The following is a 26,980-nucleotide window of genomic DNA, read 5'->3' as shown; positions in this document are numbered from 1 at the left end:
CCTGGGCGGCTGCGGGGCCGGCTCAGCGGCGCAACGCTTCGACCGGTGGGATGCGGGACGCTCTCCACGCCGGGTACAGGCCGGCAAGCAGTCCGGCGACCAGGCCGAGGGTCGGGGCAGCGGCCAAGGTGGCGGGGTCGATCACCGGCGTCCACTGCCTCGCCGCGGCGACGGCGACCACGACGACGGTGCCGATCGAGGTGCCGACGAGCCCTCCGAGGAGGCCGAGCATCGCTGACTCGGTCAGGAACTGCAGGGTGATGTGAACGCCACGCGCGCCCAGAGCACGTCGCAGGCCGATCTCTCCGGTCCGTTCCAGCACTGCCACCAGAGTGGTGTTCGCGATTCCGACGGCCCCGATGATGAGGCAGACCCCTGCGAGGAGAAGGAACAGCTGGCTCAAGTCATCGCTGACCGCGGCGCGCAGGGACCGCGGGTCCGGAGGCGCTGTCACCTTGAAGTACTCGGGATGGTCCGGGCGCAGGGCGACCGCCACCTCGTCCGCGATCTGGCCGGCGGCACCGAGCTGAGTCGAGATCAGCATTTGTGCCCCTTCGTCCGTGGGGGCTCCCCACGTCCGTTCCGCCACCGAACGCGGCACCGTGATGGACATCAGAAGCTCCGGCTTCCGCTCGACGTCCTTCAGAACGCCGATCACGGTGAAGGCGGTGCTGCCGATGAAGACGGCCGGTTGCGTGCGCAGCGTGGTGATACCGAGACGCGCCGCGGTGGCCTGGCCGATCACGGCGACCCTCTGGTGGTGCGTGTCGTGAAAGCCGTCGAAGGCCCTGCCTTCGGTGAACTGGGCTTGTGACGCCTGCCAGATACCGGGAGAGGCGGCGATCACCTGCGTCTGGGCGTCGACGCTGTTGGCCGATCCGACGGGGGCGGCTCGCACCGCTTCCTGTGGCCCGAGCCGGACACTCCAGGAGACACCCGCGGCGAGCGCGCCGTTCAGTCGGGTGATGCGGGCGTCGGCGTCCCGCGGGAACGACAGATCCCGGGCTGCGGCGTCACCGGAGCCGATGTCCGTGACGCTGACCTCGGTGGCCGTCAGCGAGTTGAACCGATGGTCGATCTGCGACGTGGCTGTCCCGGTGAGACCCAGGACCGCGATGAAGGCGCCGACACCGAGAACGGTTCCGAGCGCGGTGAGAACCGACCGGGCCGGTCGCTGAAGCATGCCGGCCACGGCTTCGGACAGCAGATCGCGTACGGCCAGCCGGGACCGCTCCGGGGCGCTTCGACGGTGTGTCGTCATGCCGCCCCCGGCCGGTGGCCGGAGTCGTGGAGAACGCCGTCGCGGATCGTGACGGTGCGTTGTCCGTGCTCCGCGACCTGACGATCATGGGTGATCACGACGGTGGTCATGCCGTCGCGATGCAGGGCGTCCAGCAGTTCGAGCAGGGATGCGGACGTGGCGGAGTCCAGATTCCCCGTCGGCTCGTCGCACAGCAGGAGGGAGGGCTCCCCCACCAGGGCGCGCGCGACCGCGACGCGCTGACGTTCGCCGCCCGACATCTGGGTGGGGAGGGCGGCAGCACGGTGTGCCAGACCCACGCGCTCCAGGACCGCGGCGGCGCGCGCACTGCGCTCCCGCCGGGGAACAGCCCGGTAGACCAGGGCGAGTTCGACGTTCTCCAGCGCGCTGCGATGGGGCAGGAGATGGAAGGCCTGGAAGACGAACCCGATCCGTTCCCCGCGCAGGGCAGCCAGACGAGAGGCGCTCAGGGCCGCCGTGTCGATCCCGTTCAGCAGGTACTGGCCCTGCGTGGGGGTGTCCAGGAGCCCCGCGATGTTCAGCAGGGTGGACTTGCCCGAGCCCGAGGGCCCGACCACGGTGACGAACTCCCCGTCGGCGATGCGCAGATCGCAGGGACGCAGGGCGTCGACGGCAGGAGGACCCGGGTAGCGGAGTCCGACGCCACGGAACTCGATGACCGCGCTGTCCTTGGTGGTCGTGGTCACGGCCTGCCCGCAGTCGCTCTCATGTGCACTCCCACGACCACCCGGGCACCGGCCTCCAGGCGTGCGCCCTGCCGCGGGACGATCTCCACGTATCCGTCCCCCGACACACCGACGGTGACGGGGATCCGGCGCTCCTTCCGCCCTGTCCGCTCGGTGACGCTGGTCAGACCGTCGGCACCGGTCGAGACGGCCGACGAGGGCACGGCGAGGACCTTCCCCCGCGACGAGGCCGCCACAACGGTCAGCTGCACGTTCTCGCCGTTCAGTTTCCTGGGCAAGGGCCGGGACGGTGTCACCTTGACCGTGTACTTCTGCTCGCCCGGCTCCTCGCCACCGTCTTTGACGGTGGCGCGCTGCAACGCGACGGATTCCACTTCTCCGCTGAACTCGCGCCCCGCCGTGTCGGAGTAGATCCGCACCTTCTGGCCTGCGCGAATCATCCCCTTCTCCTGCGGTGTCACGGAACCCTCGACGGTGAGCTCGCCGGAGGACAGGGACAGCAGGTTCTCCCCGGCTTCGTCCCCCACTGCGGTGCGCACTTCCTCGACGTACGCGGGGAAGGAACGGACGAAGACCACTTCTGACATCGGGAAGGTGGGAAGGGCGCGCGGCGGCGCCTCCTCGGGCTTCGCCGCCGGGGAGGCCGATGCGTCGGGTCGGGGAGCCTCGGCCGGGATCACGGGGGCCTCGGTGACCGGCACCTCATAACCGATGGAGCGGTAGAGGGACGTCAGGGCCCGTTCGGTGCCCCGGCCGAAGACGCCTGAAAGGTCGTTCCCCGTCGGGTGGCCGGAGCCCCGAAGCGCCGCCTGGAGCTGGGCGACGTCTTCGCCGCGCTTACCGGGCACGAGGTCACGGTAGGCGGGAACGGCGCCCTCCAGGACGAACAGCGGACGACCCGAGACTTCGAGAAGCACCTGCCCGGCGGCGAGCTTCCGGCCGGGAGCGGACCTGACCTTGGTCACCACCGAGCGTCCGGCGTCCTCGCCGGCTCGGGGCCCGGAGGAGATGTCGGTGCGCTGGGAGGCGGTGACCTTCCCACGGGTGATCAGTGCCTGGGAGATCACCCGGTCCTCCACTTCCGCCGTGAGGATGTCCGGTGGCGGAGGTGCCGTGTCCGCGGCGACCTGCGCCGGGGACTTGATGAGAAGGGCAGCGCCCGCGCCGGCTCCGGTGCACACGAGACAGGCCAGTACCAGGAAACCGAGAGCCTTTCGACGCTGAGCCAGGCCACGAGAACGCATCATGAGCCCGCTATGACATGGGCGGCCTTCTTCACGGCCGAATTCAGGGATTCCTTCTCCCCGTTCAGCCGCTCGGCTCCCGACTCGATCTCTTCTTTCTGCATCGCCACCTCCGCATCGAACCAGACCCTGGCGACCTTGGTCTTGTCCCGGCAGGAGATGTCAGCGGTCGCGGTCCTGATCTCGAGCGGCGTGACGCTCTGCGAACCGAACTGCGGGTCATCGCTGGCGTCGAGCGGCCGCGCGTAGTTGAAACCGCTCTTCTTCATGCAGGCGGACCAGGCCGCGAACGCTTCGACGACCTCGGGGACCTGCTGGGACCGGGCGAAGGTCTCATTGCTGATCGTCTGGGCGATCGTGGTGTTCGCACCGCCGGCGGAGATCCTCCGGTCGGCCTCGCCGAGACAGCCGCCCTCCGGTACGGGCTTGCCCCCCACCTGCTTGACGCCGCCCTCCAGGGCCCGCGTGTCCGGGCCGGTACCCGACGTACCGTCCAGGGCACCCTTTTCGACGGCCCGGTCGTACGCTTCCTGCTCCTCGGCCGCCGGCTTGTACCCCCGCTCCTCGGCGAGGGCCATGTCGTGAATCCCGTAGCGCCAGTCGACCAGGGTCTTGCCGCCCAGACGTGGCAAGTCGGCGGCCGGCTGCCAGGAGAAGCCGAAGCCCTTCATGCAATCGCCGACGAGTATCTTCCGAGCCTGCGAGATCTGCTTCCGCTCGGTCTCCGACGGCAGGTAGCCCTCGATCGGGAGCACCCATGTCGCAGGATCGGCCGCGTCGAACGGAACAGTGGGCTTCGGTGTCGCCACCGGCGACTTCGCCGTGGTCGCGTCGCCCGAGCAACCGGCGAGCGACACCAGAGTCGCCGCGATCAACAGCGAACCGACGCCTGCTCGCCTGGCCTTCATACGCATGGGAGTACCTACTACTGGAGGGAAGAAAAAGAGAGAGCGGCGACTGCGGCCCGCCGCCGGCTGCACAGCCGACCGCAGGCCGCCCTGTGTGCCGATACGAATCAGAGGGTCTGCCAGGCGAACGAGGCGTTCTCGTTCTTGGTGACCGAGAGGTTGGTCTGAGAACGCGGGCTCGACCAGTCCGCGGAGCCCTTGTAACCGCTGTTGTAATACGTCACGGCGTAATAGGTCGAGTGCTTGTTTTTCACCGACGCGGCATTGTTCTTGATGCCCTGCAGATCTCCGTTTCCGCCGTGGCAGAACTTCAGCGGCTGGGTGCCGCCCTGAGGGGCCCCGCCGATCCGCTCGTCAGCGAAATCCCAGACGCTGTAGCCGATGTTGCGGTAAGCGCCGCCGTAGTTCGAGTTGTAGTAGATCGCGTATTTGAAATCGGACGCTGCCTGGGACCTCTGGCACGCTTCGGGGCTCGTCTGGTTTTCGAACCCGGTGTTGGCGTGGGCGGAAGGGGTCATGAACGCCCCCATCGCCACGGCCGCCGCTGCCACGAGAGCGGACTTTCTCTTCACTGCCTTCTCCTTGGTGTTCGGCTGCGAAATCGGAAGCCCGGGCCAGGCGCGAAGCGGCGTCAGGCCGCATTCCGCTGGCGGCGGGCGAGGGCCTCGGCGGCCGAGCGGCGGCCCCTTTCGTGGACGTCCACGAGAGTGCCGGCGCCCTCACCCGCGGTCCTCTCGCCGCCGGCGCGGAGGCGTTCGGCGACGGTGGTCAGGCGCTTGTCGTCGGGGCCGACAGCGAGGTAGAAGAGGGCTTCGTCGACGGCGCGGTCGTCGCCACCCCAGCGGACCACACCGTCGAGTTCGGCGAGGATGTCGCGCAGCACCGCGAGTTCCAGGGGGAAGTAGCCGCCCTTGACGCCGGGCGGGTAGTGGCCGGGCCGGATACGGACGGCGGTGCCGGAGGCCAGATTGCGGGCGGGCCCGCGCAGCCCCTTCGGAGCGGTCCAGCCGACGGCCTCGCCGGGCTGGAGCTCGGCGATCTCGTAGTGGAAGCGGCGGACGAGGTGGACCAGGACGGTCTCGGGAGCGCCGAGCCGGATCTGGAGGTCCGTCACCGCGGTGCCGGGCACGGGCCGGGTGGCGATGGATCCGCCCTTGTCGGCTGCGGTCTCCATGTCCCACCCGTTGGCCGAGTCGGCCCCGGCGAGGAGCCGCTTGTTACGGGCCTCGGCCCGTGCGACGCCCTCGCGGACGGCCTTGGGGAAGGTGTAGTCCCGCGGCTCGGCGGCGTACGCGGGGGTGGCCAGTGCCTCCGAGTACGGGACCGCCGCCGCGGCGGCGGTGACGGCGGCGGCACGCAGCAGGAAGCCTCTGCGGGACAGCGGTGCGGGAGCGTCGGTCACGTGGTCCTCTTCTCGGGATGCTCGGGTGTGGTGGTGCGGCGGTGTTCGGCGAAGGCGATCAGAGCGAGCGTCACCGCGATCACCGCACTGACCGTCATCACGGGCGCGATGAAGCCGGGGACGGCCGCCGCGTACGAACCACCTGACGACATGCGGCAGTCGAGGGCAGGCGGCAGGTAGGACACGCTGTAGCCGCTCACCTGCCCGTACAGCGAGAGGTTCGCGTCCTGGCAGGCCTGGGCGGTGCCGCTCTCGTCGCGGAAGAGCGACACCAGGCCCCAGACCCAGGCGACCGCGGCGAGGGCTCCGGCGAGCGCGGCGCCGCCGCGCGCCACGGCCCCCGGACCACCCCTGCCGATCGCCGGGAAGCCGTACCCGACGAGAGCGAAGGCGGTCACGGCGGCGACGACGATGCAGAGCAGCAGGGGCAGGGCGGCGGGATACGTGGTGGTCATGGTGACCACCTCACCCGCCGGCGAGCTGCCGGGCAAGGTTGTTGTACTTCTCGAAGATGTAGTACAGCCCCATGCGCTTGGCGGCATGGGCCTCGGCCTCGTTGCCCCAGCCCTGGTAGCGGCGGATGATCTCGAAGACCTCGCCCTCGGTGTAGTTCAGGCTCATGGCGCGCAGCTTGGTCTCGCCTGCCGGGGGGTTCTGGCCGCCGGGCTTGCCCGCGACGCCCCAGAGGTGGATCAGCGGCACGGTCCGCATGGTGAAGGCGTTGTCCTTGTTGACCTTCTGCCACATCGTCCAGATGTCTGCGTCCTTGGTCGGATCGAGACGGGTGCCGGTGACGAAGCCGTTGTCGATGCAGTGGTTCCAGGCGCGGATGCCGTTCTCGCCGCTGATCTGCCCGATGCCGGTCGAGGAGTCCTTCTTGATGCCGACGCCGTTGAGGTGGTACTGGGCGACCGCGTGGTCCACGCCCTGGTCGATGAGGTCGTAGTGCCGCATCTCCCAGTAGGCGGAGGTCTGGATCATCGCCTTGCGCATGTTGTACGCACGGGACAGCTGGGTGGTCTGTGCGTCGTGCGACATGATCGTCTCGAAGCACTGGGTGTGCGTGAAGAGACGCGCGTTGGTGCCGGTGCCGCCGTCGTCCTCGTAGCCGATGCTGCGCATGTAGCGGCTGAGGTCCGCGTGCAGCGCGTTGAGGAAGGAGCCGTCGAAGCCGACGTCGGGGCGCGGCGGCCGGGGCGCGTTGAAGGAGGCCTGGCCGGTGTCGCGTCCGGAGGCGATGTTGACGTCGATCTCGATGGAGCCGGCGCCGGAGCCGACGGTGCGGGTGACGATCTGGTCGTACGCCCAGTCGGCGGGCAGCGGGTAGCCGAAGTTCCCGGAGAAGCCGGAGGACATGTCGGAGACGAAGGAGGCGGTGGAGTGCCCGGTCTCGCCGACCCGGGTGCAGACGTTGCGCGGCCCGTACACGCCGACCTTGAACTCCGCGCCGTCGGCGGCCAGCGCGTCCACGATGCCCTTGAAGTGCGGCAGGACGTTGGACGTCACCTCGTGGTCGAGCGCGTCGAAGTCGACGGCGAAGAAGATCCGGGTGCCGGGCTTGAAGCCGTGGTCGAGGGCGGCGTTGGCGGCGGCCTGGCCCGCGGCCCGTCCGGCGGCGTAGTTGAAGCCGGCGGCGTCCCTGCCGTACGTCTGGTAGATCGGGAAGCAGCGCAGGCCGTTCGCGGCGATGGTGGCCAGCTCGCCGGGCTGGATGGCCTTCTCGGGGAGCGAGGTGGCGCTGGGGTTGGTGAGGTAGCGGCCTATGTACTTCACGCCGGCCGCCTTGAGGGTGGCCGCGCGCGCGTCCGTGATCTTGGTGACGCCGTCGCAGGCCTCGCCGCTACGACTCTGGTCACCGTAGGAGACGAGGAGTGAGGCCCAGGTGGAGAAGTCGCCCTTGCCGGTGACCGGGAGCTTCGCGAAGGACTGGAAGCTCTGGACGGCGGTGGAGACCGCGCTGGTGAAGTTACCGAAGGCGACCGGGCGCTGGTTGAGGATCATCGCGCCGGTGAAGAGCCGTGCCCAGTTGCCGGAGCTGCCGACCGACAGGGTGTGCGACTTGAGGCCGGATTGGGTGCCGGGGCCGAAGACACCGTTGGCGACCCCGTCCGCCATCCCGATCTCGTACTGGACGGCGAAGAGCATCGACTTGGCGACGTCGCGCGAGTGGTGGCCGTCGCAGGGGATGACGTAGTAGTCCTTGCGCAGGACGTACTGGCCGTTGAGCCACTGCTGCACCGCGCGAACCGCGTTGGAGCCGCCGCTGACGGTGACGTACGCGTCCATGTTGAACAGGCCCTTGATGACCTTCGGCCACAGTGCGCTGCCCGGGTAGACGGCGCTCAGCCCCATGTCGGCGTTGAGCTGGGTGACGGACTGCTTGACGCGGTCGCTGTAGGTGCCGTCGATGGCGCTGCCGTCGTAGCCCTTGCAGTACAGGGCGGACTGGATGATCCGGCAGAAGTCCGCGTGGGGCACGTTGTTGGCGTCGATCTTGCCGTACTTCTCCGCGATGGCCGCCAGGGTGGCCGGCCCGAAGCTGTTCGACAGGTTGGTGATGCCGAGCTCGTACTGGAGCGCGCGGGTCAGGGCATACATGGTGGGCCAGCCGGTCTGCCCGTTCTCCTCGACGGTCATGCCGATGCGGCTGCCGTACACGCGGTTGATGAAGACCTGGGCTTGACGCACCATCTCGTCGGCCATGAAGCGCCCTCTCAGCTGGGGGATGCGGGGCCGCGCCTGGTCGGGCGGCATGTGGTGGGTGGAGCGGCACTGGGCGGGAGAGGTCCCGCTGTTCGGACACCGGACAGCTCCGGCCTCGGTGGGCACCGACGGCCGGAGGGGCGGAGGGGCGGAGGGGCGGAGGGAGCGAAAGGCGCGAGTGGGTTCAACGCCCGTGAACAGCCTTTCACTTGACCATTTCATAACCCGGACATCAGACGATCTTGGATTGATCCCAGCAATAGCACCCAGATCGGACCCAGCGGGCGAGCAGTTGTGATCGATCTGTGCCCAAGGTGAGGCCGAACGTGCGCACAACCTTTCGCGCGCTCAAGCGTCCCAACTGCATGGACACATACGGAATGTGCGGTCCCGTCACATCGGAGGACGGTGACCGCGAGCAACGTGGCGAGTGAGCGAGGGGGCGCGACGGCGCACAGCGAAAAGCAGGGGTCCGCACACATGGTGCGAACCCCTGCCGGGGGTGCTGTCACCGCGGCCGGCCGTGACGATGTTGCTGGTCAGGGCACTGTCGGTTCCGGCCGGCCGCGGAGTTCGGGGGTGCGGCTCAGCCGAGGCGCTCCACCAGCGCGCGGTACTGGTCCCACAGCTCCTTCGGCGTGTGCTCGCCGAAGGTGTTGAGGTGCTCGGGGACCAGGGCGGCCTCCTCGCGCCAGACCTCCTTGTCGACCGTGAGCAGGAACTCCAGGTCGGATTCGGCCAGTTCCAGGCCGTTCGTGTCGAGGGCGTCCTTGGTCGGCAGGATGCCGATCGGCGTCTCGACGCCCTCGGCCGTGCCCTCCAGGCGCTCCACGATCCACTTCAGGACCCGGGAGTTCTCGCCGAAGCCGGGCCAGACGAACTTGCCCTCGTCGTCCTTGCGGAACCAGTTGACGTAGTAGATCTTCGGCAGCTTGGACTGGTCCTTGTCCTTGGCCACGTCGATCCAGTGGGCCATGTAGTCGCCCATGTTGTAGCCGCAGAACGGCAGCATCGCGAAGGGGTCGCGGCGCAGCTCGCCGACCTTGCCCTCGGCGGCGGCGGTCTTCTCGGAGGCCACGTTGGCGCCGAGGAAGACGCCGTGGTTCCAGTCGAAGGACTCGGTCACCAGCGGTACGGCGGTGGCGCGGCGGCCGCCGAAGAGGATCGCCGAGATCGGCACGCCCTTGGGGTCCTCCCACTCCGGCGCGATGATCGGGCACTGCGAGGCCGGGACGGTGAAGCGGGCGTTGGGGTGCGCGGCCGGGACGCCGGACTCGGGCGTCCAGTCGTTGCCCTTCCAGTCCGTCAGGTGGGCCGGGGACTCCTCGGTCATGCCCTCCCACCACACGTCGTTGTCGTCGGTGAGGGCGACGTTGGTGAAGACGGAGTTGCCCCACAGCGTCTTCATCGCGTTGGCGTTGGTGTGCTCGCCGGTGCCGGGCGCGACACCGAAGAAGCCGGCCTCGGGGTTGATGGCGTAGAGGCGGCCGTCCTCGCCGAAGCGCATCCAGGCGATGTCGTCGCCGATGGTCTCGACCGTCCAGCCGGGGACGGTCGGCTCCAGCATGGCGAGGTTGGTCTTGCCGCAGGCGCTCGGGAAGGCCGCGGCGACGTACTTGGACTCGCCTCGCGGCGGGGTCAGCTTCAGGACGAGCATGTGCTCGGCCAGCCAGCCCTCGTCACGGGCCATCACGGAGGCGATGCGCAGGGCGTAGCACTTCTTGCCGAGCAGGGCGTTGCCGCCGTAGCCGGAGCCGTAGGACCAGATCTCGCGGTCCTCGGGGAAGTGCGAGATGTACTTGGTCTGGTTGCAGGGCCAGGGGACGTCCGCCTGGCCGGGCTCCAGCGGGGCGCCCAGGGTGTGCACGGCCTTGACGAAGAAGCCGTCGGAGCCGAGCTCGTCCAGGACCGCCTGGCCCATGCGGGTCATGGTGCGCATGGACACGGCGACGTACGCCGAGTCGGTGATCTCGACGCCGAGCGCGGACAGCGGCGAGCCGAGCGGGCCCATGCAGAAGGGCACGACGTACAGGGTGCGGCCGCGCATCGAGCCGCGGAAGAGGCCGCCCCGGCCCCCGGAGCCCTGGAAGATCTCCCGCATCTCGGCGGGGGCCTTCCAGTGGTTGGTCGGGCCGGCGTCCGCCTCCTTCTCGGAGCAGATGAACGTCCGGTCCTCCACGCGGGCGACGTCGGTGGGGTCGGAGGCCGCGTAGTAGGAGTGGGGGCGCTTGATCGGGTCGAGTTTCCGGAAGGTGCCCTTCTCGACGAGCTCCCCGCACAGTCGCTCGTATTCGGCCTCGGATCCGTCACACCAGACCACGCTGTCCGGCTGCGTCAGCTCGGCGATCTCGTTGACCCACGAGATCAGCCCCTGATGAGTGGTGGGGACGGTGGGAGCCGCGATGTCGCGCGCCACGATTGCTCCTAAATGAGGGATTTTTGGTGATGTGGAGGCCCCGTGGGGGCTGCGACCCGGATGCTTCAGGGTGGATCTTGGCGCTCATCCGGTGCCGACCGCACTCATTTGATCATCCGACGCTCGCGCCCATCTGTCCAGAGGAGCGCACAGGTGAGCAACGTGAGGCTCGCCACGGTTTCCCGCGCCCGCTTTGCACGCACATTGCGTTCACCTGGCAGTCCATTTGCGTGACCATCATCAGGTCACGGTGAGAGGATGGCCACTCTTCGCCGGTCAATCCGTGGCACCGATACGCCACTACGGTTCCGTAGCTACCATTCGGCCATGACTGCGTTCGTCCCCGACGCGCCCACGGACTCGGCGGCCGACGGCCACGGTCCGCAGGCGCTCTCCCTGCCACACCCGGTGAAGCCGAAGCTGCGCGGCTGGCTGCACCTCGGCATGTTCCCGGCCGTCCTGGTCGCGGGCCTGGTGCTGACCGCCCTCGCCGACTCCTCCAGAGGGCGCATCGCCTGCGGCGTCTTCGCCCTGACGGCATGCCTGCTGTTCGGCGTGAGCGCGCTGTACCACCGGGGCGACTGGAGCCCGCGCATGGACGGCGTCCTGCGACGGCTGGACCACGCCAACATCTTCCTGATCATCGCGGGCACCTACACGCCGCTGGCCATGCTGCTCCTGCCGGGCGCCAAGGGCGAGTGGCTGCTGTGGGGCATCTGGGCCGCGGCCGTGGCCGGCATCCTCTTCCGCGTCTTCTGGGTCGGCGCCCCGCGCTGGCTCTACACGCCCTGTTACATCGCGATGGGCTGGGCGGCCGTCTTCTACCTGCCGGACTTCATGCGGACCGGCGGTGTCGCCGTCCTCGTCCTGGTCGTCGTCGGCGGCCTGCTCTACAGCGCGGGCGGCGTGGTCTACGGGATCAAGCGGCCGAACCCGTCACCGCGCTGGTTCGGCTTCCACGAGGTGTTCCACTCCCTCACCCTGGCGGCCTTCATCGCGCACTACGTGGGGATCTCACTGGTGGCGTACCAGCACGGGTAGCCCCCTCTCGCCCACGAAAGAGGCCACGGCTTGCGAGCCGTGGCCTTTTCGCATGCCCGGGGATCCCCAGATATTGACAGTCCCCATCTTTTGAAAGCTACTCTCATTTCATGGCTACTGTCATTACGCCCGACCCCCGCCGCTGGTGGGCCCTGACGGCCCTGGTCGCGAGCATGCTCACGCTCGGCTTCGACATGACGATCCTCAACGTCGCGCTGCCGACCCTGGCCGAGGATCTCGGCGCGAGCACGGGCGAACAGCAGTGGACGGCGGACGCGTACGTCGTCGTCTTCGCGGCGCTGATGCTCCCCGCCGGGCTGCTCGGAGACCGGTTCGGGCGGCGGCTGATGCTGGTCACCGGACTCGGGATCTTCCTGGCCGGCTCGGTCATGGGCGCCCTGGCCCCCGACGTGACCTGGGTCGTCGCCGCCCGGGCCGTGATGGGCGTCGGCGGCGCCCTGGTCATGCCGCTCGCGCTGTCCGTGCTGCCCGCGCTGTTCGGGCCGGACGAGCGCTCCAAGGCGATCGGCGTCATGTCGGCCGCCTCCGCGCTGGGCATGCCGCTCGGCCCGGTCCTGGGCGGCTGGCTGCTCGACCACTTCTGGTGGGGCTCCGTCTTCCTGATCAACGTCCCGATGGTCGGCATCGGCGTCGCAGCCTGCCTGTTCCTGCTCCCCGAAACGCGCGATCCGTCCTCCCCCAAGGTCGACATCATCGCCACGGCCCTGACCGCGGCCGGTCTCGGCGCCCTGGTCTTCGCCATCATCGAGGCGCCCACCCGCGGCTGGGGCGACCCCCTGGTGGCCGGGTTCCTCACCGGCGCCGCCGTCCTGCTCGCCGGGCTGGTGCTGCGCGAGCGGCGGGCGGCACGGCCCATGCTCGACATGGAGCTTCTCGGCCACCGCGGCTTCCTCGTGAACGCCCTCACGGCGACTCTGGTCACCTTCGTCCTGGCGGGCCTGCTGTTCCTGCTGCCGCCCTACCTCCAGATCGTCCTCGGCCACGACACGCTCGGCACCGGGCTGCGGCTGCTGCCGATGATGGGCGGCCTGATGGTCGCGGCGCGCGGCGCCCAGCCGGCCGTCGCCCGGTTCGGCCCCCGCGCGGTGATCACCTGCGGCCTGGTGGTGCTGGCGTTCGCCGCGTTGCTCGGCAGCCGTACGGCACCCGACTCCGGCTACGGCTTCACCGCGCTGTGGCTGACCGTCACCGGTCTCGGCTTCGGCTTCGCGGTGGTCCCGGCGATCGACGGGGCGCTGGCGGCGCTACCCGCCGACCGGGCCGGCAGCGGCTCCGGGCTCCTGATGACCCTGCGCCAGGTCGGCGGCGCGATCGGCATCGCCCTGCTCGGCAGCCTGCTCGCGGGCGTCTACCGGGACCGCCTCGACGTCACCGGACTGCCCGCCCGGGCCGCCGACACCGCCGGGGAGTCCGTGGTGGCCGCGCACCTCGTCGCCGAGCGCACCGGCGCGGCCGGCCTGGCCACCTCCGCGAACAGCGCCTACGTCCACGGCATGGGCGTCGTGCTGCTGGTGTGCGGTGTCGCGGCCCTGGTCGCCGCGCTGCTCGCCGGGGTGTTCCTGCCCGGCACCCGGACCGCCCCGGCCGGCGAGCACGGCACCCCGGCCATGGCCGGGCCCGAGGCCGATGCCCGACAATGACCTTCATGACGGCCGCACGCACCACCCCCGCCGACCGCCCCCAGCCGGGGCTCCGGGAACGGAAGAAAATCAAGACCCGCCGGGCGATCCGCACCGCGACCTACGCGCTGATCGAGGAGCAGGGCTACGACGCCACGACGATCGAGCAGATCGCCGAGCGCGCCGAGGTGTCGCCGTCGACCGTCTTCCGGTACTTCCCCACCAAGGAGGACATCGTCATCACCGACGAGTGGGACCCGGTGATGATGCAGGAGCTGCGGACCCGGCCGCTGGAGGAGTCGTGGGCCGACACCCTCCGGCACGTGATGCGCACGGCCCTCGACCTGAGCCTCGCCGAGGAGCCCGAGGTGACGCGGCTGCGGACGCGGCTCGGGGTCGAGGTCCCGGCCGTCCGCGCCCGGATGATGGAGAGCATGGCCGCGACCGGCCGGCTGCTGCGCGAGGCCCTCGCCGAGCGCTCCGGGCTCGACCCCGACGGCCTGGAGCTCCGGGTCTTCGCCATGTCCGTGATGGGCGGCCTGATGGAGGTCTCCCACTACTGGGCCGAGACCGGCCACCGCGACGACATCCGGGACCTCGTCGACCGCGCCCTGGACGTCCTGGAGGTCGGCCTGCCGACCGGAACACCCTGAGACCGGCGCCTTCGCCATGGCATCCTGACCGGGTGAACGGTCCCGAGATCCATGTCGAGTTCGCCCCCGAGCTGCGGGTGTTCGTGCCCCGGGCCCGGCAGGCGGGCAGCGTGCGGGCCGCCACCGACGGCTTCTCCAGCCTCGGCCATGTCATCGAGTCGCTGGGCGTGCCGCTGACCGAGGTCGGCGCGCTGCTGGTGGACGGCCGCGAGGTGCCCTTCGCGCACGTTCCGGCGGCCGGCGAGTCGGTGACCGTAACGACCGTGGCGCGCCCCCAGAAGGTCCCGGGCGCTCCCCTGCGCTTCCTCCTCGACGTGCACCTGGGCACGCTGGCGCGCCGGCTGCGCCTCCTCGGCGTGGACACGGCCTACGAGTCGACCGACATCGGCGACCCGGCCCTCGCGGCGCGTTCGGCGGCCGAGCAGCGGGTGTTGCTGAGCCGCGACCGGGGGTTGCTGCGCAGGCGCGAGCTGTGGGCGGGGGCGTTCGTGTACAGCACGAGCCCCGAGGAGCAGCTGCGTGACGTCCTGGACCGGTTCCGGCCCGAGCTGCTGCCGTGGACGCGTTGCACCGCGTGCAACGGGCTGCTCCGCAAGGCGACCAAGGACGAGGTCGCCGACCAGCTGAAGCACGGCACGCATGTCACGTACGACGTGTTCGCGCAGTGCACCGCGTGCGGCCGGGCGTACTGGAAGGGCGCGCACCACGAGCAGCTGGAAGCCATCGTGGAGCGCGCCCTGGAGGAGTCCCGCAGCAACGGCTAGCGGCGCTTCACGTCACCCTTGCCGCAGGCGGTCCCGTCCCGGTTCCGGTCCAGGCCCAGGGGGTCGTCCTTGCCGTTGACCTTCAGGCGGCCGTAGTCGTTCGCCTTCAGCCACTCACAGCGGGCTGCCGTCGTCTTCTTCACCTCCGCCGGGAAGCCGGTCGGCACGCAGACGTTGATCGAGCCGTAGTGGCGGTCGCAGCCGGAGATCGTCGGGCTGACCTTCTGCGAGGTGCGCTTCTTGCCGGGCTTGACCACCCTGCCCGTGGGCTCGTCCGCGAAGTCGTGGACGTGGGCCGAGGCGTCCGTCGCCTTGAGGGCCTGCGGGCCCTGGAGGTGCACCCACTTCGCCACCGACGGCACGCCGTTGGCATCGACCGCGAAGAGCATGTACCAGCCGGGCGGGGCCAGGTTGGGGTTGCTCGTCACGTTCAGGTCGACGTTGTCGCCGTCGACGGACAGCGGCAGGTCCACGAACCGCTGGTTCGGGTCCGAGGAGTGCGTGACGGCGGCCGGGCGGATCAGCTCGGCCTTGGCGATGGGCCGGTCGACGGTGATCCGCTGGGTGTCGCCGTAGTTCCACTCGGTGTCGATGACGGAAGTGATCTGCGGACGCGGGCCCTTGAACAGGTAGGGCGGACTGTAGACCGACACGTCGTGGTTCCAGGTGCCGTTGCCCGGGTTGTCGCCGGTGGTCATCACGCGGCCGTCGGGCAGCAGGAACGCCGAGGAGTGGTAGCCGCGCGCCTCGGGGTCGACGGCCACCGGGTCGAAGGTCTCCGACTCGGGGTCGAAGATCGACGTCTCGTAGACGGGGTTGGCGCGGTTGTGCAGCGCGCCGCCGGTCTCCAGCACCTTGCCGTCGGGCAGGAGCACCGCGGAGAGGTACATCTTGCCCTGGTTCCCGGTCTGCGGGACGGGCCCGTCGCCGAGGTCGACCGTGCCCTGCGGGATCGGCGGACCGGCCACGTACGAGGGGCTGGGCTGCTTGAGGTCGATGATGTCGGTCAGGCGGTTGGCCTCCGGGTTGGAGTCGATGTTGCCGCCGCCGAGGGTGAGGACCTTCTGGTCCTGGGCCGGGGGCAGCAGCACGCTGGCCGACTGGTCGCGCTCGTCCTTGTTCTGCAGGCCCGGCACCTGGGTGGTGGTGTTGGCGTCGTAGTCGTAGATCGCCGAGCCGGTGCCGGGGATGTTGTTGCCGAAGACGTGGCTGCCCGAGTAGAAGAGGCGGCCGTCCTGCATGAGGATCATCGACGGGTACAGGCCCCAGTACGACCAGGTCTGGTTGACCTTCCACAGCGGCTGCCACTGCTGCTCGGCCTCGGAGAACAGCTCGGCGGCGACCGAGCCGGTGGAGTCCTCCTTCAGGCCGCCGAAGGAGATGACGTCACCGTTGCCGAGGATCGTCGCCGACGGGTACCAGTGGCCGTCGTTCATGTCGTTGGTCTTCGTGTAGGTCTCGGTCTCCGGGTCGAAGATGTACGAGTCCTTGTAGCCCTGGTAGCCGACGCGGCCGTCCGCCGTCGGGTAGCCCTTGTTGCCGCTCATCACGAGCACGCGCCCGTCCTGGAGCTGCACGTGCCCCGCGCAGAACATGTCCTTCGGCGTGGGGACGATCTTGTAGGAGCCGTTCGCCGGGTCGTAGACGGCCGAGGTGAAGGTGCCGGCCTCGAACATCGACTTGTCGTTGCCGGAGCCCGCGATCAGCAGCACCTTGCCGTTGTGCAACACGACGGAGTGCATGGAGCGGACCGGGTTCTGCGTGGGCAGCACGTCCCACCTGCCGTCGGCGCACTGCTCGGCGGTGCCGGTGCACTCCGGGGGCAGGACCGGGTCGGGGACCTGGTCCATCGTGTAGTCGTCGGTGGTGGCGGAGCCCGTGCCGTAGACGGACACGCCCCAGGAGATGCGGTCGGTGCCGGCCGGGACCTCGGGGGTGCGGACCGTGGCCTCGGTCCAGTCCCCGGCCAGGTCCAGTGTCTTGAGGTCGGTCCAGTACTGCCAGCCGGCCGTGGCGTCGTGCCGGAACAGCGTGATCGAGGCGTCCGGGGTCGTCGTCTTGTACCAGAGCCCGAGGTCGTACTGCTTGCCCGGCGTCACCACCGGCGCACACGCGGCGGACTCGGTGATCAGCGCCTTGCGGTCACCCTCGGCGCGGCGGGTCAGCTCGACCTTCATGGCCTTGGAGCCGGTGTGCGCGTCGGCCGTGGCGGTGAAGGTGAAGTCGTTGTCACCCCAGCCGGACTTCTCCCAGCAGTAGGGCATGTCGCCAGTGCCGGCGGTCTCGAAGCCCGGGTTCTTGATCAGGTTGGCGGCCGAGGCCGGCTGGGGCGCGGTCAGCAGGAGGCCGGCCGTGAGCGCGCCCACGCCGACGAGTGCGGTCCTTCTCCGGTACTTGTTCATACGGCTCTCCTCGCGGTGCGGCCGTCGCGCACGGGCTCCTCACCGGCCCGGCGCGGCAGGTAGACCAGCGCTTCGGTCGCCACGAAGCGCAGGACGAACGTCGTCACCAGCGCGAGCGCGGTGGCGGACAGCACGCCCAGGTGGAACTGGTGCACGAACAGGGCGATCAGCGGGATGCGCAGCACCAGGTCGGCGTTGGCGAGCAGCGCGAACCGCCCGGCCCGGTCCCACCAGCGCCGGTGCCGGCGCCGCTCGCGGAACAGCAGATGCTCGATGAGCACGAAGTTCCAGGCGACGCCCAGCTGGTTGGCGAGGATCTCCGCCGGTACGTAGTGCATGCCGGCGGCGGTCAGCGCCCACAGGCCGAGCAGATTCGGTACGAAGCCGGTCAGCCCGATCAGACCGAAGCCGATCATCCGCGCGACCGGCGAGGCCGCACGCAGCCCGGCCAGATGGCGCAGGAAACGGAAGCCTTCCTGGGCGGTCGACTTGGACTGTCCGGCGAACCGGTCCTGGAAGACGAAGGGCACCTCGGTGACCCTGCCCGGGCGGCTGCGGACGGCGAGTTCCAGGAGGATCTTGTAGCCGAGCGGCTGGAGCACCTCGGCGGTGACCGCGCTGCGACGGATCGCGAAGAAGCCGCTCATCGGATCGCTGATGCCGTGCAGCCGGCGCGGGAACAGTGCCTTGGTCAGCCAGGTCGCCCCGCGCGAGACGGCCACGCGGTAGCTGCCCGCGAGTCCGGCCCGGCTGCCGCCCTTGATGTACCGGGAGGCGACGACGAGCCCGGCGTTCGCCCGCTCGCCGGTGGCGACCAGGTCGGGCACGAGGGACGGCGGATGCTGACAGTCGCCGTCCATGACGACGATCCAGTCGGACGTGGCCGCCTTCAGGCCCTCGACCACGGCGCCGCCCAGCCCGCCCACCTTCTCCTCCCGGTGCAGCACGGTCACCGGGAACGGGCAGTCCTGCGCCGCCTTCTCGATGACCTCGGGCGTGTCGTCGGTGGAGTCGTCCACGAAGACGACCTCGCAGGGCAGCCGGGCCGGGACGGCTTCGGTGATCTGGTGCAGCAACTGCCGTACGTTCGCCGACTCGTTGAACGTCGGTACGACGATCGTGACGGCTCCCGGCTCGGGGATCTCGGCGGTCTCGACGACCTCGCCGGGGACGGTGGACTCCTGGCTCATCGCGCGCCTCCGGCGGACGTCTGGATCTGACGGATCTCGATACGGTCCTCGCCGGTGCCGAAGGTGGCGACCGGGTCCGAGTGCTCCATGGCGGCCTTGACGTTGGGCAGGTCCGCCGCGTCGCGCCTGACGGTCGGCGAGGCGACGACGTAGTCCAGGTCCTTCCAGCCGCGCGGCATCGTCTTCGTCACCGCCGGGTCGAGGTCGGCCTTGTAGAACCAGATGACGCCGAGGCCCGGCCGGTAGCCCTGGTGCACCAGGTCCAGCCAGAGGGCGTCGTCGACCAGCACCCGGGTGCGCTCCGGGTCCTCGACCTCTGTGGCCAGCCACTTGGACGCCGCCTTGTAGGGAGCGTTGGCGTCGGTGGTGACGGCCGTGCGGGCGCCGTCGTACCAGCGCGGGACGACGTAGGCGCCGGCAGCCAGGGCGAGGACGGCGGCGAGCGCGTACCGGCTCACACCGACGTACCGTTTCTCCGCCTCGGAGCGCCAGCGGCTCAGCACCGCGTGAGCGACGGACGCGGTGCCTCCGGCGAGGACCAGCGCGAGGAACGGCAGGGCCTGGATCACGTACATCGCGGGCAGGTAGCCGTTCGGGCGCAGGGCCAGCGCGGCGAAGATCGCGACAGCCAGGGCCGGTCCGGCCAGAGCGCGGGCGGTGACCGACCAGCGCCAGGTGACGAGCAGGAGCAGCGCGCCCGCGAGGCCGCCGATGGGCAGGACCTTGTCGTAGTACAGCCACGACTGGAGCACGCCCCAGGAGCCGGAGCCCTCGTCGAGGATGAAGCCCGAACCGGGCCGGGTCATCTGGTACTTGACGCCGTCCCAGAGGGAGACGTGCCCGGCGCCCGGCAGCAACTCGCCCTTCAGCAGGGCGAACAGGGGGTAGGAGAAGCCGATCAGGACGCAGGCCGTGACGGCTCCGGTGAGGGCGAACTTGCGGGTGTCACGGTGGCTGTGGCGCCACATGGTGAGGAACAGGGCGGGCAGGACGACGAGCATCGTCTCCTTGGTGAGGACGGCCGTCGCCGCCGCTATGCCCGCGCCGAAGTGGTGCCAGAGGTGGCGGCTCGGGGACGCGGCCAGCGTGAACGCCAGCAGTGTCCACATCACCGCGAGGTTGTCGAGGAAGATCTCCCGCTGGAGGATCACGGCCAGCGGAGAGAGCCCGAAGAACACCATGCCGAGCGCGGCGGCCCAGCGGGGCAGCGCGAGACGGCGGCCCAGCACGTAGACGAGGACCGCGCTGATGCCGCTGATCACCAGCATCGCGGCGCGCATGGTGCCCACCGTCATCGACTCGGGGCTGATCAGCGCGGGGATCCAGGTCAGCACGGCGATCTGGATCCAGCCGAGCGGCGGGTGGTCGTACCAGTAGGTGTAGTGGGCAAGGCCGTTGCCCTGCTGGACCGACCAGGCCTGGGCGAGGTAGGTGCCCTCGTCGTCGCTGAGGGCCGGGTAGTCGCCGATGTTCCAGCCCTGCACGACGAGGATCGCCACGAGGAGGACACCGCACAGGATCAGGTCGGTCCGGGAGGAGCGCAGCCGGCTCGGCGGCTCCACGCGACGGTGCGCACCGGTGCCGGGCACGGGCCGGCGCTGCGCGGGGGCCTTCGCAGTGGTCACCGCGGGAAGGGTGGAGGTCACGCGGGCACGTCCTCTCGGGTCACGGGGACGTCCTGGCGGCTCATGGCCGTCTCGTCGAGATGCGCGCCGACATGGCTCGTCAGCTCCCAGTCGTTGCGGCCGCGCTGCTCACGCCACACGGCCCGCACGGCCGCACCGGCCAGCAGGACCTGGTAGAAGGGGCCGCCCACAACCAGCTTCAGGTAGTGCGCGAAGCGGACCCGCAGCCCGTACTGCTTGCCGAAGTCGTGCAGTCCGACGATCTCGAAGACGAAGGTGACCAGGGCGGTGACGGCCGGCAGGAAGGTGATGAAGGCGATGCCGACGGGCACGTCGAGGAACAGGGCGATCGCCACGTTCAGCGGGATGATCAGGCCGGTGAAGGCCTGCATGAACGGCGTCATGAGGGTGTAGCGGGCGAGCAACCGCTGCCCGAGGGTGGGCAGTTGCTTCCAGTCCTTCTTCCGGTACACCTGGAGAAAGCCCTGGTTCCAGCGGGTGCGCTGCTTCAGCAGGGACATCAGAGAGCCCGGGGTCTCCTCGCGGGTCACCATGTCGGAGTCGTAGGCGACGACGACCTTCTTGCCGATGCTGGACAGGCGCACGCCCAGGTCGCAGTCCTCGGCGAGGCAGTCCGGGTCCCAGCCGTCGGCGTCCCTCAGGACGTTCGTGCGGACGAAGACGGTGTTGCCGCCGAGCGGAATGAAACCTTTCTGCGCGTGCAGGTGGAGCCGCGAGCGGAACCAGAAGAAGTACTCCAGGCAGTTGCGCAGGCTGTACCAGCTGGAGTGGAAGTTGATCAGCTGCACCCCGCCCTGGACGACGTCCGCGCCGGTGGTGCGGAAGGCGTGGTCGACGTGCGCGAGGAGCTCGGGGTGGACCTGGTCCTCCGCGTCGAAGACCCCGACGACGTCGCCGCGGCAGTGCGGCAGGGCCGTGTTCATGGCCTTCGGCTTGTTCTTCTTCTCGTGGCGGTCGACGACGACCCGGACCCGAGGGTCACGCGCGGCGGCCTGCTCGGCCACCGCGGTGGTCTCCGGGTCGTCGTGCCCGACGATCACGATGATCTCGAAGCCGGTGTGGCTCGACTCCAGCAGCCGCTGGATCGTGTGGTCCAGCACCGCCTGTTCGTGCCGCGCGGGCAGCAGCAGCGAGAAGGAGACGTGCTCGTCCCCGTCCGGACTGCTGAACCGGGTGGAGGCGAGCACTTCCGGCGTACGCCAGGCGTGCATCTGCCACCACAGGGTGAACGCCGCCATCCAGAACAGGGCCAGTGAAACGGCAGCGATGAAGACAGACGTCAGCAAACAGATCCCCCCAGATCCCAGAACCCCCGAGCGTGACGGTGGGCCGGTACGGCCCCATCCGCCACGTCACTGTGCAGAGATTAAGGGGGAACTGTGAAGCCTGGGGGCTGTTCAGATAAAGACCATGTTTCCGTTGATACGTGACTTCAGCCACTCAAGACCGTGCGCAGCCGGTCAGGCTCGGTCGTCGGGGCATCGCACGTGAAGTTACGGCAGACGTACGCGGCCGGTTCACCGCCGACCAGCGGACGGTCCGTGAGCAGCGGGAACTCCTCGCTCTGCGGGGTACCCACGGCGACCACCGCACCGGGCGCGGTGCCCAGAAGTGCCGTGCGGTGCAGGGTCCTTGTGGCCTCGTGGTCGAGGGCCGGCCCCACGATCGCGACCTCACGCGGCCCGTCCAGCACGGCCTCCGCCGCGGCGAGCCCCCACCCGATGAAGCGCGGCACCCGCGGCCCGAGCGCCTTGACGACCCCGAGCGCCTTCTCGGCGGCGGCGCGGTGCGGCTCGGACCCGGTGTGCGCGGCGTAACTCAGCAGGGCGTTCGCGGCCGCGGTCCAGCCGGACGGAGCGGCGTTGTCGGTCGGGTCCTGCGGACGGCGGATCAGCCGCTCGGCGTCGGCCGCGGTGTCGTACAGCGAACCCGACTCGGGGTCGGTGAAGCGCACCAGGACGTGATCGAGGAGGAACCCGGCGAACTCCAGCCAGACACCCTCCCCGGTGACGGACGCGAGCGCGAGGAAGCCCTCCGCCACGTCCGCGTAGTCCTCCAGGACACCGGCGTTGGCGCCGGCGTGGCCGTCCTTGCTGGTGCGGGTGAGCCGGGCCTGTTCGTCCAGGTGCAGCCGGACGAGGAGGTCGGCGGCGGCGACGGCGGCCTCGACCAGGTCGGGCCGGTCGAAGTAGGCACCGGTCTCGGCGAGCGCGGCGATCGCGAGGCCGTTCCAGGCGGCGACGATCTTGTCGTCCCGGCCGGGCGCGGGCCGCTCGGACCGCTTCGCCAGCAGCCGCTCCGAGATCGAGGCGGCCTTCCCCGCGTCGAAGAGGGCGTCCCGCACGGGCAGTTGGAGGACGGACGCGCCCTCCTCGAAGGTCCCCTCCTCGGTCACGCCGAAGTGCTGCGCCGCGAGCTCGGCATCCTGCTCCCCGAGCACCTCGCGCAACTGCTCCGGCGTCCACACGTAGTACGCGCCCTCGACGTGCCTGCCCGTGCCGTCGTCGCTGTCGGCGTCCAGCGCGGAGGCGAACCCGCCCTCGTTCGTGCGCAGTTCACGCACCATGAAGTCGGCGGTCTCCAGAGCGACCCGGCGCGCCAGCTCCGAGCCGGTGGCACGCCACAGATGGGCGTAGACCCGGCACAGCAGGGCGTTGTCGTAGAGCATCTTCTCGAAGTGCGGCACGACCCAGTCGCGGTCGACGGAGTAGCGGGCGAAGCCGCCCCCGAGCTGGTCGTACATACCGCCCCGGGCCATGCGCTCACAGGTGTCCCGCGCCATCTGCAGGGCCCCCTCGGCGCCCGTGCGGGCGTGGTGGCGCAGCAGGAACTCCAGCACCATGGACGGCGGGAACTTCGGCGCCCCGCCGAATCCGCCGCGCTGCGGGTCGTACTCCCGGGTCAGCGCGAGCAGCGCCTGCGCGAGCTCCTCCTCGCCCGGGGTCCGCGCGTCACCGTAGGAGATCTCCCGCCCGGCCAGGTCCCGGACGATCTTCCCGGCGACCTCGGTCACCTCGTCCCGCCGTTCGTCCCACGCCTGGTGCACGCCCTGGAGCACCTGCCGGAAGGACGGCATGCCCTGGCGGGGGGCGGGCGGGAAGTACGTACCGAAGTAGAACGGCTCGGCGTCCGGAGTGAGAAAGACGGTCATGGGCCAGCCGCCCTGCCCGGTCGCCGCCTGCACGGCCTCCATGTAGACGGCGTCGACGTCGGGGCGCTCCTCGCGGTCGACCTTGACGCTCACGTAGTGCGCGTTGAGGTACTCGGCGGTCTCCTGGTCCTCGAATGACTCGTGAGCCATGACGTGACACCAGTGACAGCTGCTGTATCCGATGCTGAGCAGCACGGGCACGTTCCGCTTCCGGGCCTCCTCGAAGGCCTCGGCCGACCAGGGCCACCAGTCGACGGGGTTGTCGGCGTGCTGAAGGAGATAGGGGGACGTCTCGTGCGCCAGTCGGTTCGGCATGCTTCCATCCTGCCTCACGGCGGCCACCCGACCACGGAAGCCGTCCCTCGGGCGAGCGGGCGGCTCGCAGGTCACCGGACCGCAAACGTTGATCGTCGCCCCCTCGCGCTGACGCCTCCCACCAAGGACACTCGTAGGCACAGGAGTTGCCGCCGGAGGGGGACCTGACATGCGGGACAGTCATCGGGCGGAGGCCGAGCGGCTGTTGGCGCGGGCCGTGGAGGAGGAAGTGCGCCGCTCGGGCGGGCGCAGCGACGGGAAGGTGCTGCTCGCGCGGGCGCGCGGGGGGCTCGACGCGATGGCGCGGAGCGCGGGCGAGGAGTACGAGGCCTACACGCGCGCCCTGGACGAGGCGGCGGCCGGGCAGCTGACCTTCGGGCAGCGTTACGCCCGGGACGGGGCCGGGACGCCGCTGCTGGTGGCCGCGGTCGCGGCCGTCGCGGCCGTCGTCGCCGACCTGGCGCTCGGCACGGACACCGGGACGGCGCTGGGCGCCGGCGTGACGGTGGGTGTCGTGGGCGCCGCCGCGACGGTGGTGAAGGTGGTCGGGTCGCACCTGCCGGCCGCGAGCCGCCGTGCCGGGGCCGTGAGCCAGCCGGGCGGGCCGGAGCAGTTGCGGCTGCAGTGGCTGACGGCGCTGGAGGTGCGGGGCATCCGGCCGTTCCTGGATCAGCAGCGGGTGCTCGCGGCCTCGACCGGGCCGAAGAAGACCGGGCCACGGCTGCGGGGCACGGACAAGAGCGCGGCGGCACGCGGGCGCAACGTGCTGGAGCAGTCCTTCGGGCAGCTCCCGGAGCCGGCGGAGCCGTTCGCGGGACGGCGGCACGAGCTGGCGCAGATCCGGCAGTGGGTGCAGTCGGCCCGGGCGAGCACGCAGACGCAGCCGACGGTGGTCGTGCTGCACGGCACGCCCGGCAGCGGCCGTACGACGCTCGCGGTGCACGCGACGCACGACCTGAAGGACTACTTCCGCGGTGCCTGTGTCGTCGATCTGCGCGCCGACGGGCCGGGCGAGTCCCCGCTGTCCACCCGTGACGCCCTGCTGCATCTGCTGAACCGGCTCGGTGCGCCCCGCGAGCAGTTGCTGTTCCGCGAACGCTCCTCCCCCGACCAGCAGGTCAAGCGGCTGGGCGAGCTGTACCACCAGCATCTGACGGGCCTGCCGGTCACAGTCGTCCTCGACGACGCCTCGGGCCCGGAGCAGATCCGTGCCCTGGTCCCGGAGCGGTCCGACAGCCTGGTGCTGGTGACCGCGCGGGGCCCGCTGGAGCTGGAGGGCCTGCCCGCGCGGGTGCACCAGCTGGCGGTGGCGCCGCTGGACGCCGCCGGCGCGGAGGAGTTGCTGGGCGCGGCGGCGCAGGACCGTTCCGGGCCGTACGACGCGGAGTCCGCGGACCGGGTCCGGGAGCTGTGCGGCGGGCTGCCGCTGGCGCTGCGCCTCGCGGGCTCGTGCCTCGGTCCGCGCTCGCCGCGCGCGCTGGCCACGGACCTCGCGGCGTACGGCCCGGTCGAGCCGGTCGAGCGCGCCCTGTGGCTGCGCTACACCGACCAGCCGGAGACCGTACGGCGGCTGCTGCGCCGGCTCGCTCTGGCCGGCCGGGCCTCGCTGGGTGCCGCCGCGGCCGCCGCGCTGCTGGCCACGGACGAGGCGGAGGCGAAGCGTCATCTGCAGACCCTGACCCGTGCCGGGCTGATCGACCATGTCCGGGGCGACCGCTACCGGCTGCACGACCTGGTCCGTTCCTTCGCCCAGGCCCGCCTGCTCGACGAGGAGGACCCCGCCGAGCGCACGGCGGCACAGGAGCGGCTGATCGTGAACTACGCCGAGCTGGCCGACTCGGTACTGCGGATGGTCGACGGCAACATGTCGACCCGGACCAACCGCTTCAGCCCGTACGGCTTCACCTCCCTCGACGAGGCGCTGCGCTGGCTGGACGAAGAGTCGAGCTTCATCACGGCGGCGCTGCGGCACGCCGAGGGCGTGGACCAGGCGGCGGTGCTGAACCTGCTGGGTGCCCTGTGCGACTACTGCCTGCTGCGGGGTGACCTGTACCGCCTGGGCGAGATCAGCGAACTGGCGCAGGCGGTGGACGAGGGGCTGCTGGTCCGCTCGGTGCAGTGGCGCACGGGTATCGCGGCACGGCAGCTGGGCGAGCTGGACAAGGCACGTACGACCCTCACGTCGGTCGTGGACCTCTACCGGGAGGCCCATCACGACGCCGGCGCCGCCCGTGCCCTGTGCTCCCTCGGCATCACCCTGCACCACCAGGGCAATCTGACCGAGGCGTCGGAGAGGCTCCGTGAGGCCCTGGCCCTGCAGGCCTCGCCCGAGCTGGCCGTGGACCGGGCGTGGACGATGCACGCCCTCGCGGCGGTGGAGCGGGACCGGGCCCGGCTGGCGGAGGCGCTGGATCTGCTGACCGAGTCCCTGGTGCTGCACCGCGCGGGTGAGTCCGTGCACGGCCAGGCGTGGGCGCACTTCCAGCTGGGTCAGCTGGGGCTGCGCATGGGCGATGTCCCGCGGGCCGAGTCCGAGCTGCGGGCGGCCCTGGAGCTGTACGGCCGGACCCGTGACGCCCGTGGTGAGGCATGGGCCCTGACGCAGCTGGCCCGGGCGCTGCTGGTCGCCGGTGAGGCGTCCCCGGCGGTGGAGGAGCTGCGCGGGGCTGCCGCCCGGCATCGCGACAACGAGGACGCGCGCGGCGAGGCCTGGACCCTGTACTACCTGGGCCAGGCCCTGGAGGAGACGGGCGACCTCGATCAGGCGGTCCGCGAGCTGGAGCGCGCCCGCACGATGTTCTCCCGCATGCGGGACGTCTACGGCCTGGCCTGCGCCCGCCACCACTCGGCCCGCGTCACCCGCGACCAGCGAGCGGCTCAGACGGGTTCCCTGCGCAATTCAGGCTTCGCGCGGCAATTGCTGGTCGATGCCCGGGCCGACTTCCAGCGCATCGGCGTCGCCCACGGCGAGGCATGGACCTGCCTGGAACTGGCGGTCGTGGACGCGGGCAACGCGCGCACCCAGCAGGCCCTGGCCCTGTGCGACGAGGCGGTGGAGCTCTTCGCGTCCTACGGCGACCGCCGGGGCGAGGACTGGGCCCGTTTCCTGCGCTGCACCCTCCTGCCCTACGCGGCCCCGGGCGGCATGGAGGTGGGTACGGCGGTGGCCCAGGAGGAACTCGCGCGGTTGTCCCGCGCGAGCCATGGGCTGCGCGACCGGAAGCTGGACGACTACCTCGACGCGTACCAGCTGCTGCTGGAGCGGGGCGTGACGCTGGAGGCGGGCTGGCAGGCCTGGCGGCTCGGCATGGTGCCGAACCGGCATGCGCGCGAGGTGATGGGCGTGGTCGTGGAGTCGAAGGCGTAGGCCTGAGGGCGGGCGGGCACCCCCGTCGGCGGCGCTCCCCGGGGCGCGCCGGGCACCTGCCCGCGGCGCTCCCCAGCGCGCGACACACCCCACGGCAGCTCTCCCCGATGGGCGAGCCATGCGTCAGGCGACGCTCCCCGATGCGCGAGCCACCCCTCCGGCGGCGCTCA

Annotated in this window: 19 protein-coding genes; 5 read left to right on the top strand and 14 right to left on the bottom strand. The window is 70.6% G+C overall.

Annotated features, from left to right (window positions below; all coding sequences use genetic code 11):
* Positions 1 to 22 precede the first annotated feature (22 nt).
* The 9 genes from CEB94_RS25755 to CEB94_RS25715 form a co-directional block, all read right to left on the bottom strand.
* On the bottom strand, positions 23 to 1,261 hold the full coding sequence (locus CEB94_RS25755) for an ABC transporter permease (RefSeq protein WP_175434452.1): 1,239 nt from the start codon (positions 1,259 to 1,261) through the stop codon (positions 23 to 25).
* Positions 1,258 to 1,968: an ABC transporter ATP-binding protein gene (locus tag CEB94_RS25750; protein WP_175434451.1), complete on the bottom strand. Its 711-nt coding sequence runs from the start codon at positions 1,966 to 1,968 to the stop codon at positions 1,258 to 1,260. The genes CEB94_RS25755 and CEB94_RS25750 overlap by 4 nt, the downstream gene beginning before the upstream one ends.
* Complete coding sequence (locus CEB94_RS25745) at positions 1,965 to 3,149, bottom strand: RND family efflux transporter (RefSeq protein WP_246111917.1); 1,185 nt, start codon at positions 3,147 to 3,149, stop codon at positions 1,965 to 1,967. The genes CEB94_RS25750 and CEB94_RS25745 overlap by 4 nt, the downstream gene beginning before the upstream one ends.
* 62 nt (positions 3,150 to 3,211) lie before the next feature.
* Positions 3,212 to 4,126 (bottom strand): hypothetical protein, encoded by a 915-nt coding sequence (locus CEB94_RS25740; protein WP_246111916.1) that lies wholly within the window; start codon positions 4,124 to 4,126, stop codon positions 3,212 to 3,214.
* Positions 4,127 to 4,227: 101 nt separating this feature from the next.
* On the bottom strand, positions 4,228 to 4,692 hold the full coding sequence (locus CEB94_RS25735) for a hypothetical protein (RefSeq protein WP_246111915.1): 465 nt from the start codon (positions 4,690 to 4,692) through the stop codon (positions 4,228 to 4,230).
* A 59-nt stretch (positions 4,693 to 4,751) separates the two neighbouring features.
* Positions 4,752 to 5,522 carry a hypothetical protein gene (locus CEB94_RS25730; RefSeq protein WP_246111914.1) on the bottom strand — a complete coding sequence of 257 codons (771 nt, stop codon included), beginning with the start codon at positions 5,520 to 5,522 and terminating at the stop codon, positions 4,752 to 4,754.
* The gene (locus CEB94_RS25725; RefSeq protein WP_175434450.1) at positions 5,519 to 5,977 is read right to left on the bottom strand and encodes a hypothetical protein; all 459 of its coding nucleotides are present in this window, start codon (positions 5,975 to 5,977) and stop codon (positions 5,519 to 5,521) included. The genes CEB94_RS25730 and CEB94_RS25725 overlap by 4 nt, the downstream gene beginning before the upstream one ends.
* Before the next feature lie 10 nt (positions 5,978 to 5,987).
* Positions 5,988 to 8,225, bottom strand: a complete 2,238-nt coding sequence (locus CEB94_RS25720) for a glycoside hydrolase domain-containing protein (RefSeq protein ID WP_175437152.1) — start codon at positions 8,223 to 8,225, stop codon at positions 5,988 to 5,990.
* Between the two features lie 586 nt (positions 8,226 to 8,811).
* On the bottom strand, positions 8,812 to 10,641 hold the full coding sequence (locus tag CEB94_RS25715; protein ID WP_175434449.1) for a phosphoenolpyruvate carboxykinase (GTP): 1,830 nt from the start codon (positions 10,639 to 10,641) through the stop codon (positions 8,812 to 8,814).
* 327 nt (positions 10,642 to 10,968) lie between these two features.
* On the opposite strand from CEB94_RS25715, the gene trhA reads away from it, so the two are divergent.
* The 4 genes from trhA (at position 10,969) to CEB94_RS25695 (ending at position 14,739) form a co-directional block, all read left to right on the top strand.
* Positions 10,969 to 11,682: a PAQR family membrane homeostasis protein TrhA gene (gene trhA, locus CEB94_RS25710; protein ID WP_175434448.1), complete on the top strand. Its 714-nt coding sequence runs from the start codon at positions 10,969 to 10,971 to the stop codon at positions 11,680 to 11,682.
* Between the two features lie 110 nt (positions 11,683 to 11,792).
* Complete coding sequence (locus tag CEB94_RS25705) at positions 11,793 to 13,343, top strand: MFS transporter (protein ID WP_175434447.1); 1,551 nt, start codon at positions 11,793 to 11,795, stop codon at positions 13,341 to 13,343.
* Between the two features lie 5 nt (positions 13,344 to 13,348).
* Positions 13,349 to 13,975: a TetR/AcrR family transcriptional regulator gene (locus tag CEB94_RS25700; RefSeq protein WP_175434446.1), complete on the top strand. Its 627-nt coding sequence runs from the start codon at positions 13,349 to 13,351 to the stop codon at positions 13,973 to 13,975.
* A gap of 32 nt (positions 13,976 to 14,007) precedes the next feature.
* Positions 14,008 to 14,739, top strand: a complete 732-nt coding sequence (locus CEB94_RS25695; RefSeq protein ID WP_175434445.1) for a Mut7-C RNAse domain-containing protein — start codon at positions 14,008 to 14,010, stop codon at positions 14,737 to 14,739.
* On the opposite strand, the gene CEB94_RS25690 is transcribed toward CEB94_RS25695, so the two are convergent.
* The 5 genes from CEB94_RS25690 to CEB94_RS25670 form a co-directional block, all read right to left on the bottom strand.
* Positions 14,736 to 17,141, bottom strand: a complete 2,406-nt coding sequence (locus CEB94_RS25690; RefSeq protein ID WP_175434444.1) for a galactose oxidase family protein — start codon at positions 17,139 to 17,141, stop codon at positions 14,736 to 14,738. The two genes, CEB94_RS25695 and CEB94_RS25690, sit on opposite strands and share 4 nt — an antisense overlap.
* Entirely contained in the window at positions 17,138 to 18,331 is a 1,194-nt protein-coding gene (locus CEB94_RS25685) for a glycosyltransferase (protein WP_175434443.1), read from the bottom strand. The genes CEB94_RS25690 and CEB94_RS25685 overlap by 4 nt, the downstream gene beginning before the upstream one ends.
* Entirely contained in the window at positions 18,328 to 19,977 is a 1,650-nt protein-coding gene (locus tag CEB94_RS25680; RefSeq protein WP_175434442.1) for an ArnT family glycosyltransferase, read from the bottom strand. The genes CEB94_RS25685 and CEB94_RS25680 overlap by 4 nt, the downstream gene beginning before the upstream one ends.
* Positions 19,974 to 21,263 (bottom strand): glycosyltransferase, encoded by a 1,290-nt coding sequence (locus CEB94_RS25675; RefSeq protein WP_175434441.1) that lies wholly within the window; start codon positions 21,261 to 21,263, stop codon positions 19,974 to 19,976. Before CEB94_RS25675 ends, CEB94_RS25680 begins: the two co-directional genes overlap by 4 nt.
* A gap of 146 nt (positions 21,264 to 21,409) precedes the next feature.
* Positions 21,410 to 23,443, bottom strand: coding sequence for a thioredoxin domain-containing protein (locus tag CEB94_RS25670; RefSeq protein ID WP_175434440.1), 2,034 nt, complete (start codon positions 23,441 to 23,443; stop codon positions 21,410 to 21,412).
* Positions 23,444 to 23,612: 169 nt separating this feature from the next.
* Between CEB94_RS25670 and CEB94_RS25665 the strand changes: the two genes are divergently transcribed.
* Positions 23,613 to 26,810 (top strand): tetratricopeptide repeat protein, encoded by a 3,198-nt coding sequence (locus CEB94_RS25665; protein ID WP_175434439.1) that lies wholly within the window; start codon positions 23,613 to 23,615, stop codon positions 26,808 to 26,810.
* Positions 26,811 to 26,980: the final 170 nt, after the last annotated feature.

It is taken from the genome of Streptomyces hawaiiensis (assembly GCF_004803895.1).
Taxonomy (GTDB): domain Bacteria; phylum Actinomycetota; class Actinomycetes; order Streptomycetales; family Streptomycetaceae; genus Streptomyces; species Streptomyces hawaiiensis.
Note: the sequence above shows the minus strand (reverse complement) of the source record. Positions and strands in the feature narration are given on the sequence as shown.

Coding starts and splice junctions, on each gene's coding strand:
- CEB94_RS25690 (WP_175434444.1), bottom strand. CDS start 17,141: ATGAACAAGTACCGGAGAAGGACCGCACTCGTCGGCGTGGGCGCGCTC.
- CEB94_RS25755 (WP_175434452.1), bottom strand. CDS start 1,261: ATGACGACACACCGTCGAAGCGCCCCGGAGCGGTCCCGGCTGGCCGTA.
- CEB94_RS25665 (WP_175434439.1), top strand. CDS start 23,613: ATGCGGGACAGTCATCGGGCGGAGGCCGAGCGGCTGTTGGCGCGGGCC.
- CEB94_RS25720 (WP_175437152.1), bottom strand. CDS start 8,225: ATGGCCGACGAGATGGTGCGTCAAGCCCAGGTCTTCATCAACCGCGTG.
- trhA (WP_175434448.1), top strand. CDS start 10,969: ATGACTGCGTTCGTCCCCGACGCGCCCACGGACTCGGCGGCCGACGGC.
- CEB94_RS25685 (WP_175434443.1), bottom strand. CDS start 18,331: ATGAGCCAGGAGTCCACCGTCCCCGGCGAGGTCGTCGAGACCGCCGAG.
- CEB94_RS25670 (WP_175434440.1), bottom strand. CDS start 23,443: ATGCCGAACCGACTGGCGCACGAGACGTCCCCCTATCTCCTTCAGCAC.
- CEB94_RS25740 (WP_246111916.1), bottom strand. CDS start 4,126: ATGCGTATGAAGGCCAGGCGAGCAGGCGTCGGTTCGCTGTTGATCGCG.
- CEB94_RS25700 (WP_175434446.1), top strand. CDS start 13,349: ATGACGGCCGCACGCACCACCCCCGCCGACCGCCCCCAGCCGGGGCTC.
- CEB94_RS25725 (WP_175434450.1), bottom strand. CDS start 5,977: ATGACCACCACGTATCCCGCCGCCCTGCCCCTGCTGCTCTGCATCGTC.
- CEB94_RS25705 (WP_175434447.1), top strand. CDS start 11,793: ATGGCTACTGTCATTACGCCCGACCCCCGCCGCTGGTGGGCCCTGACG.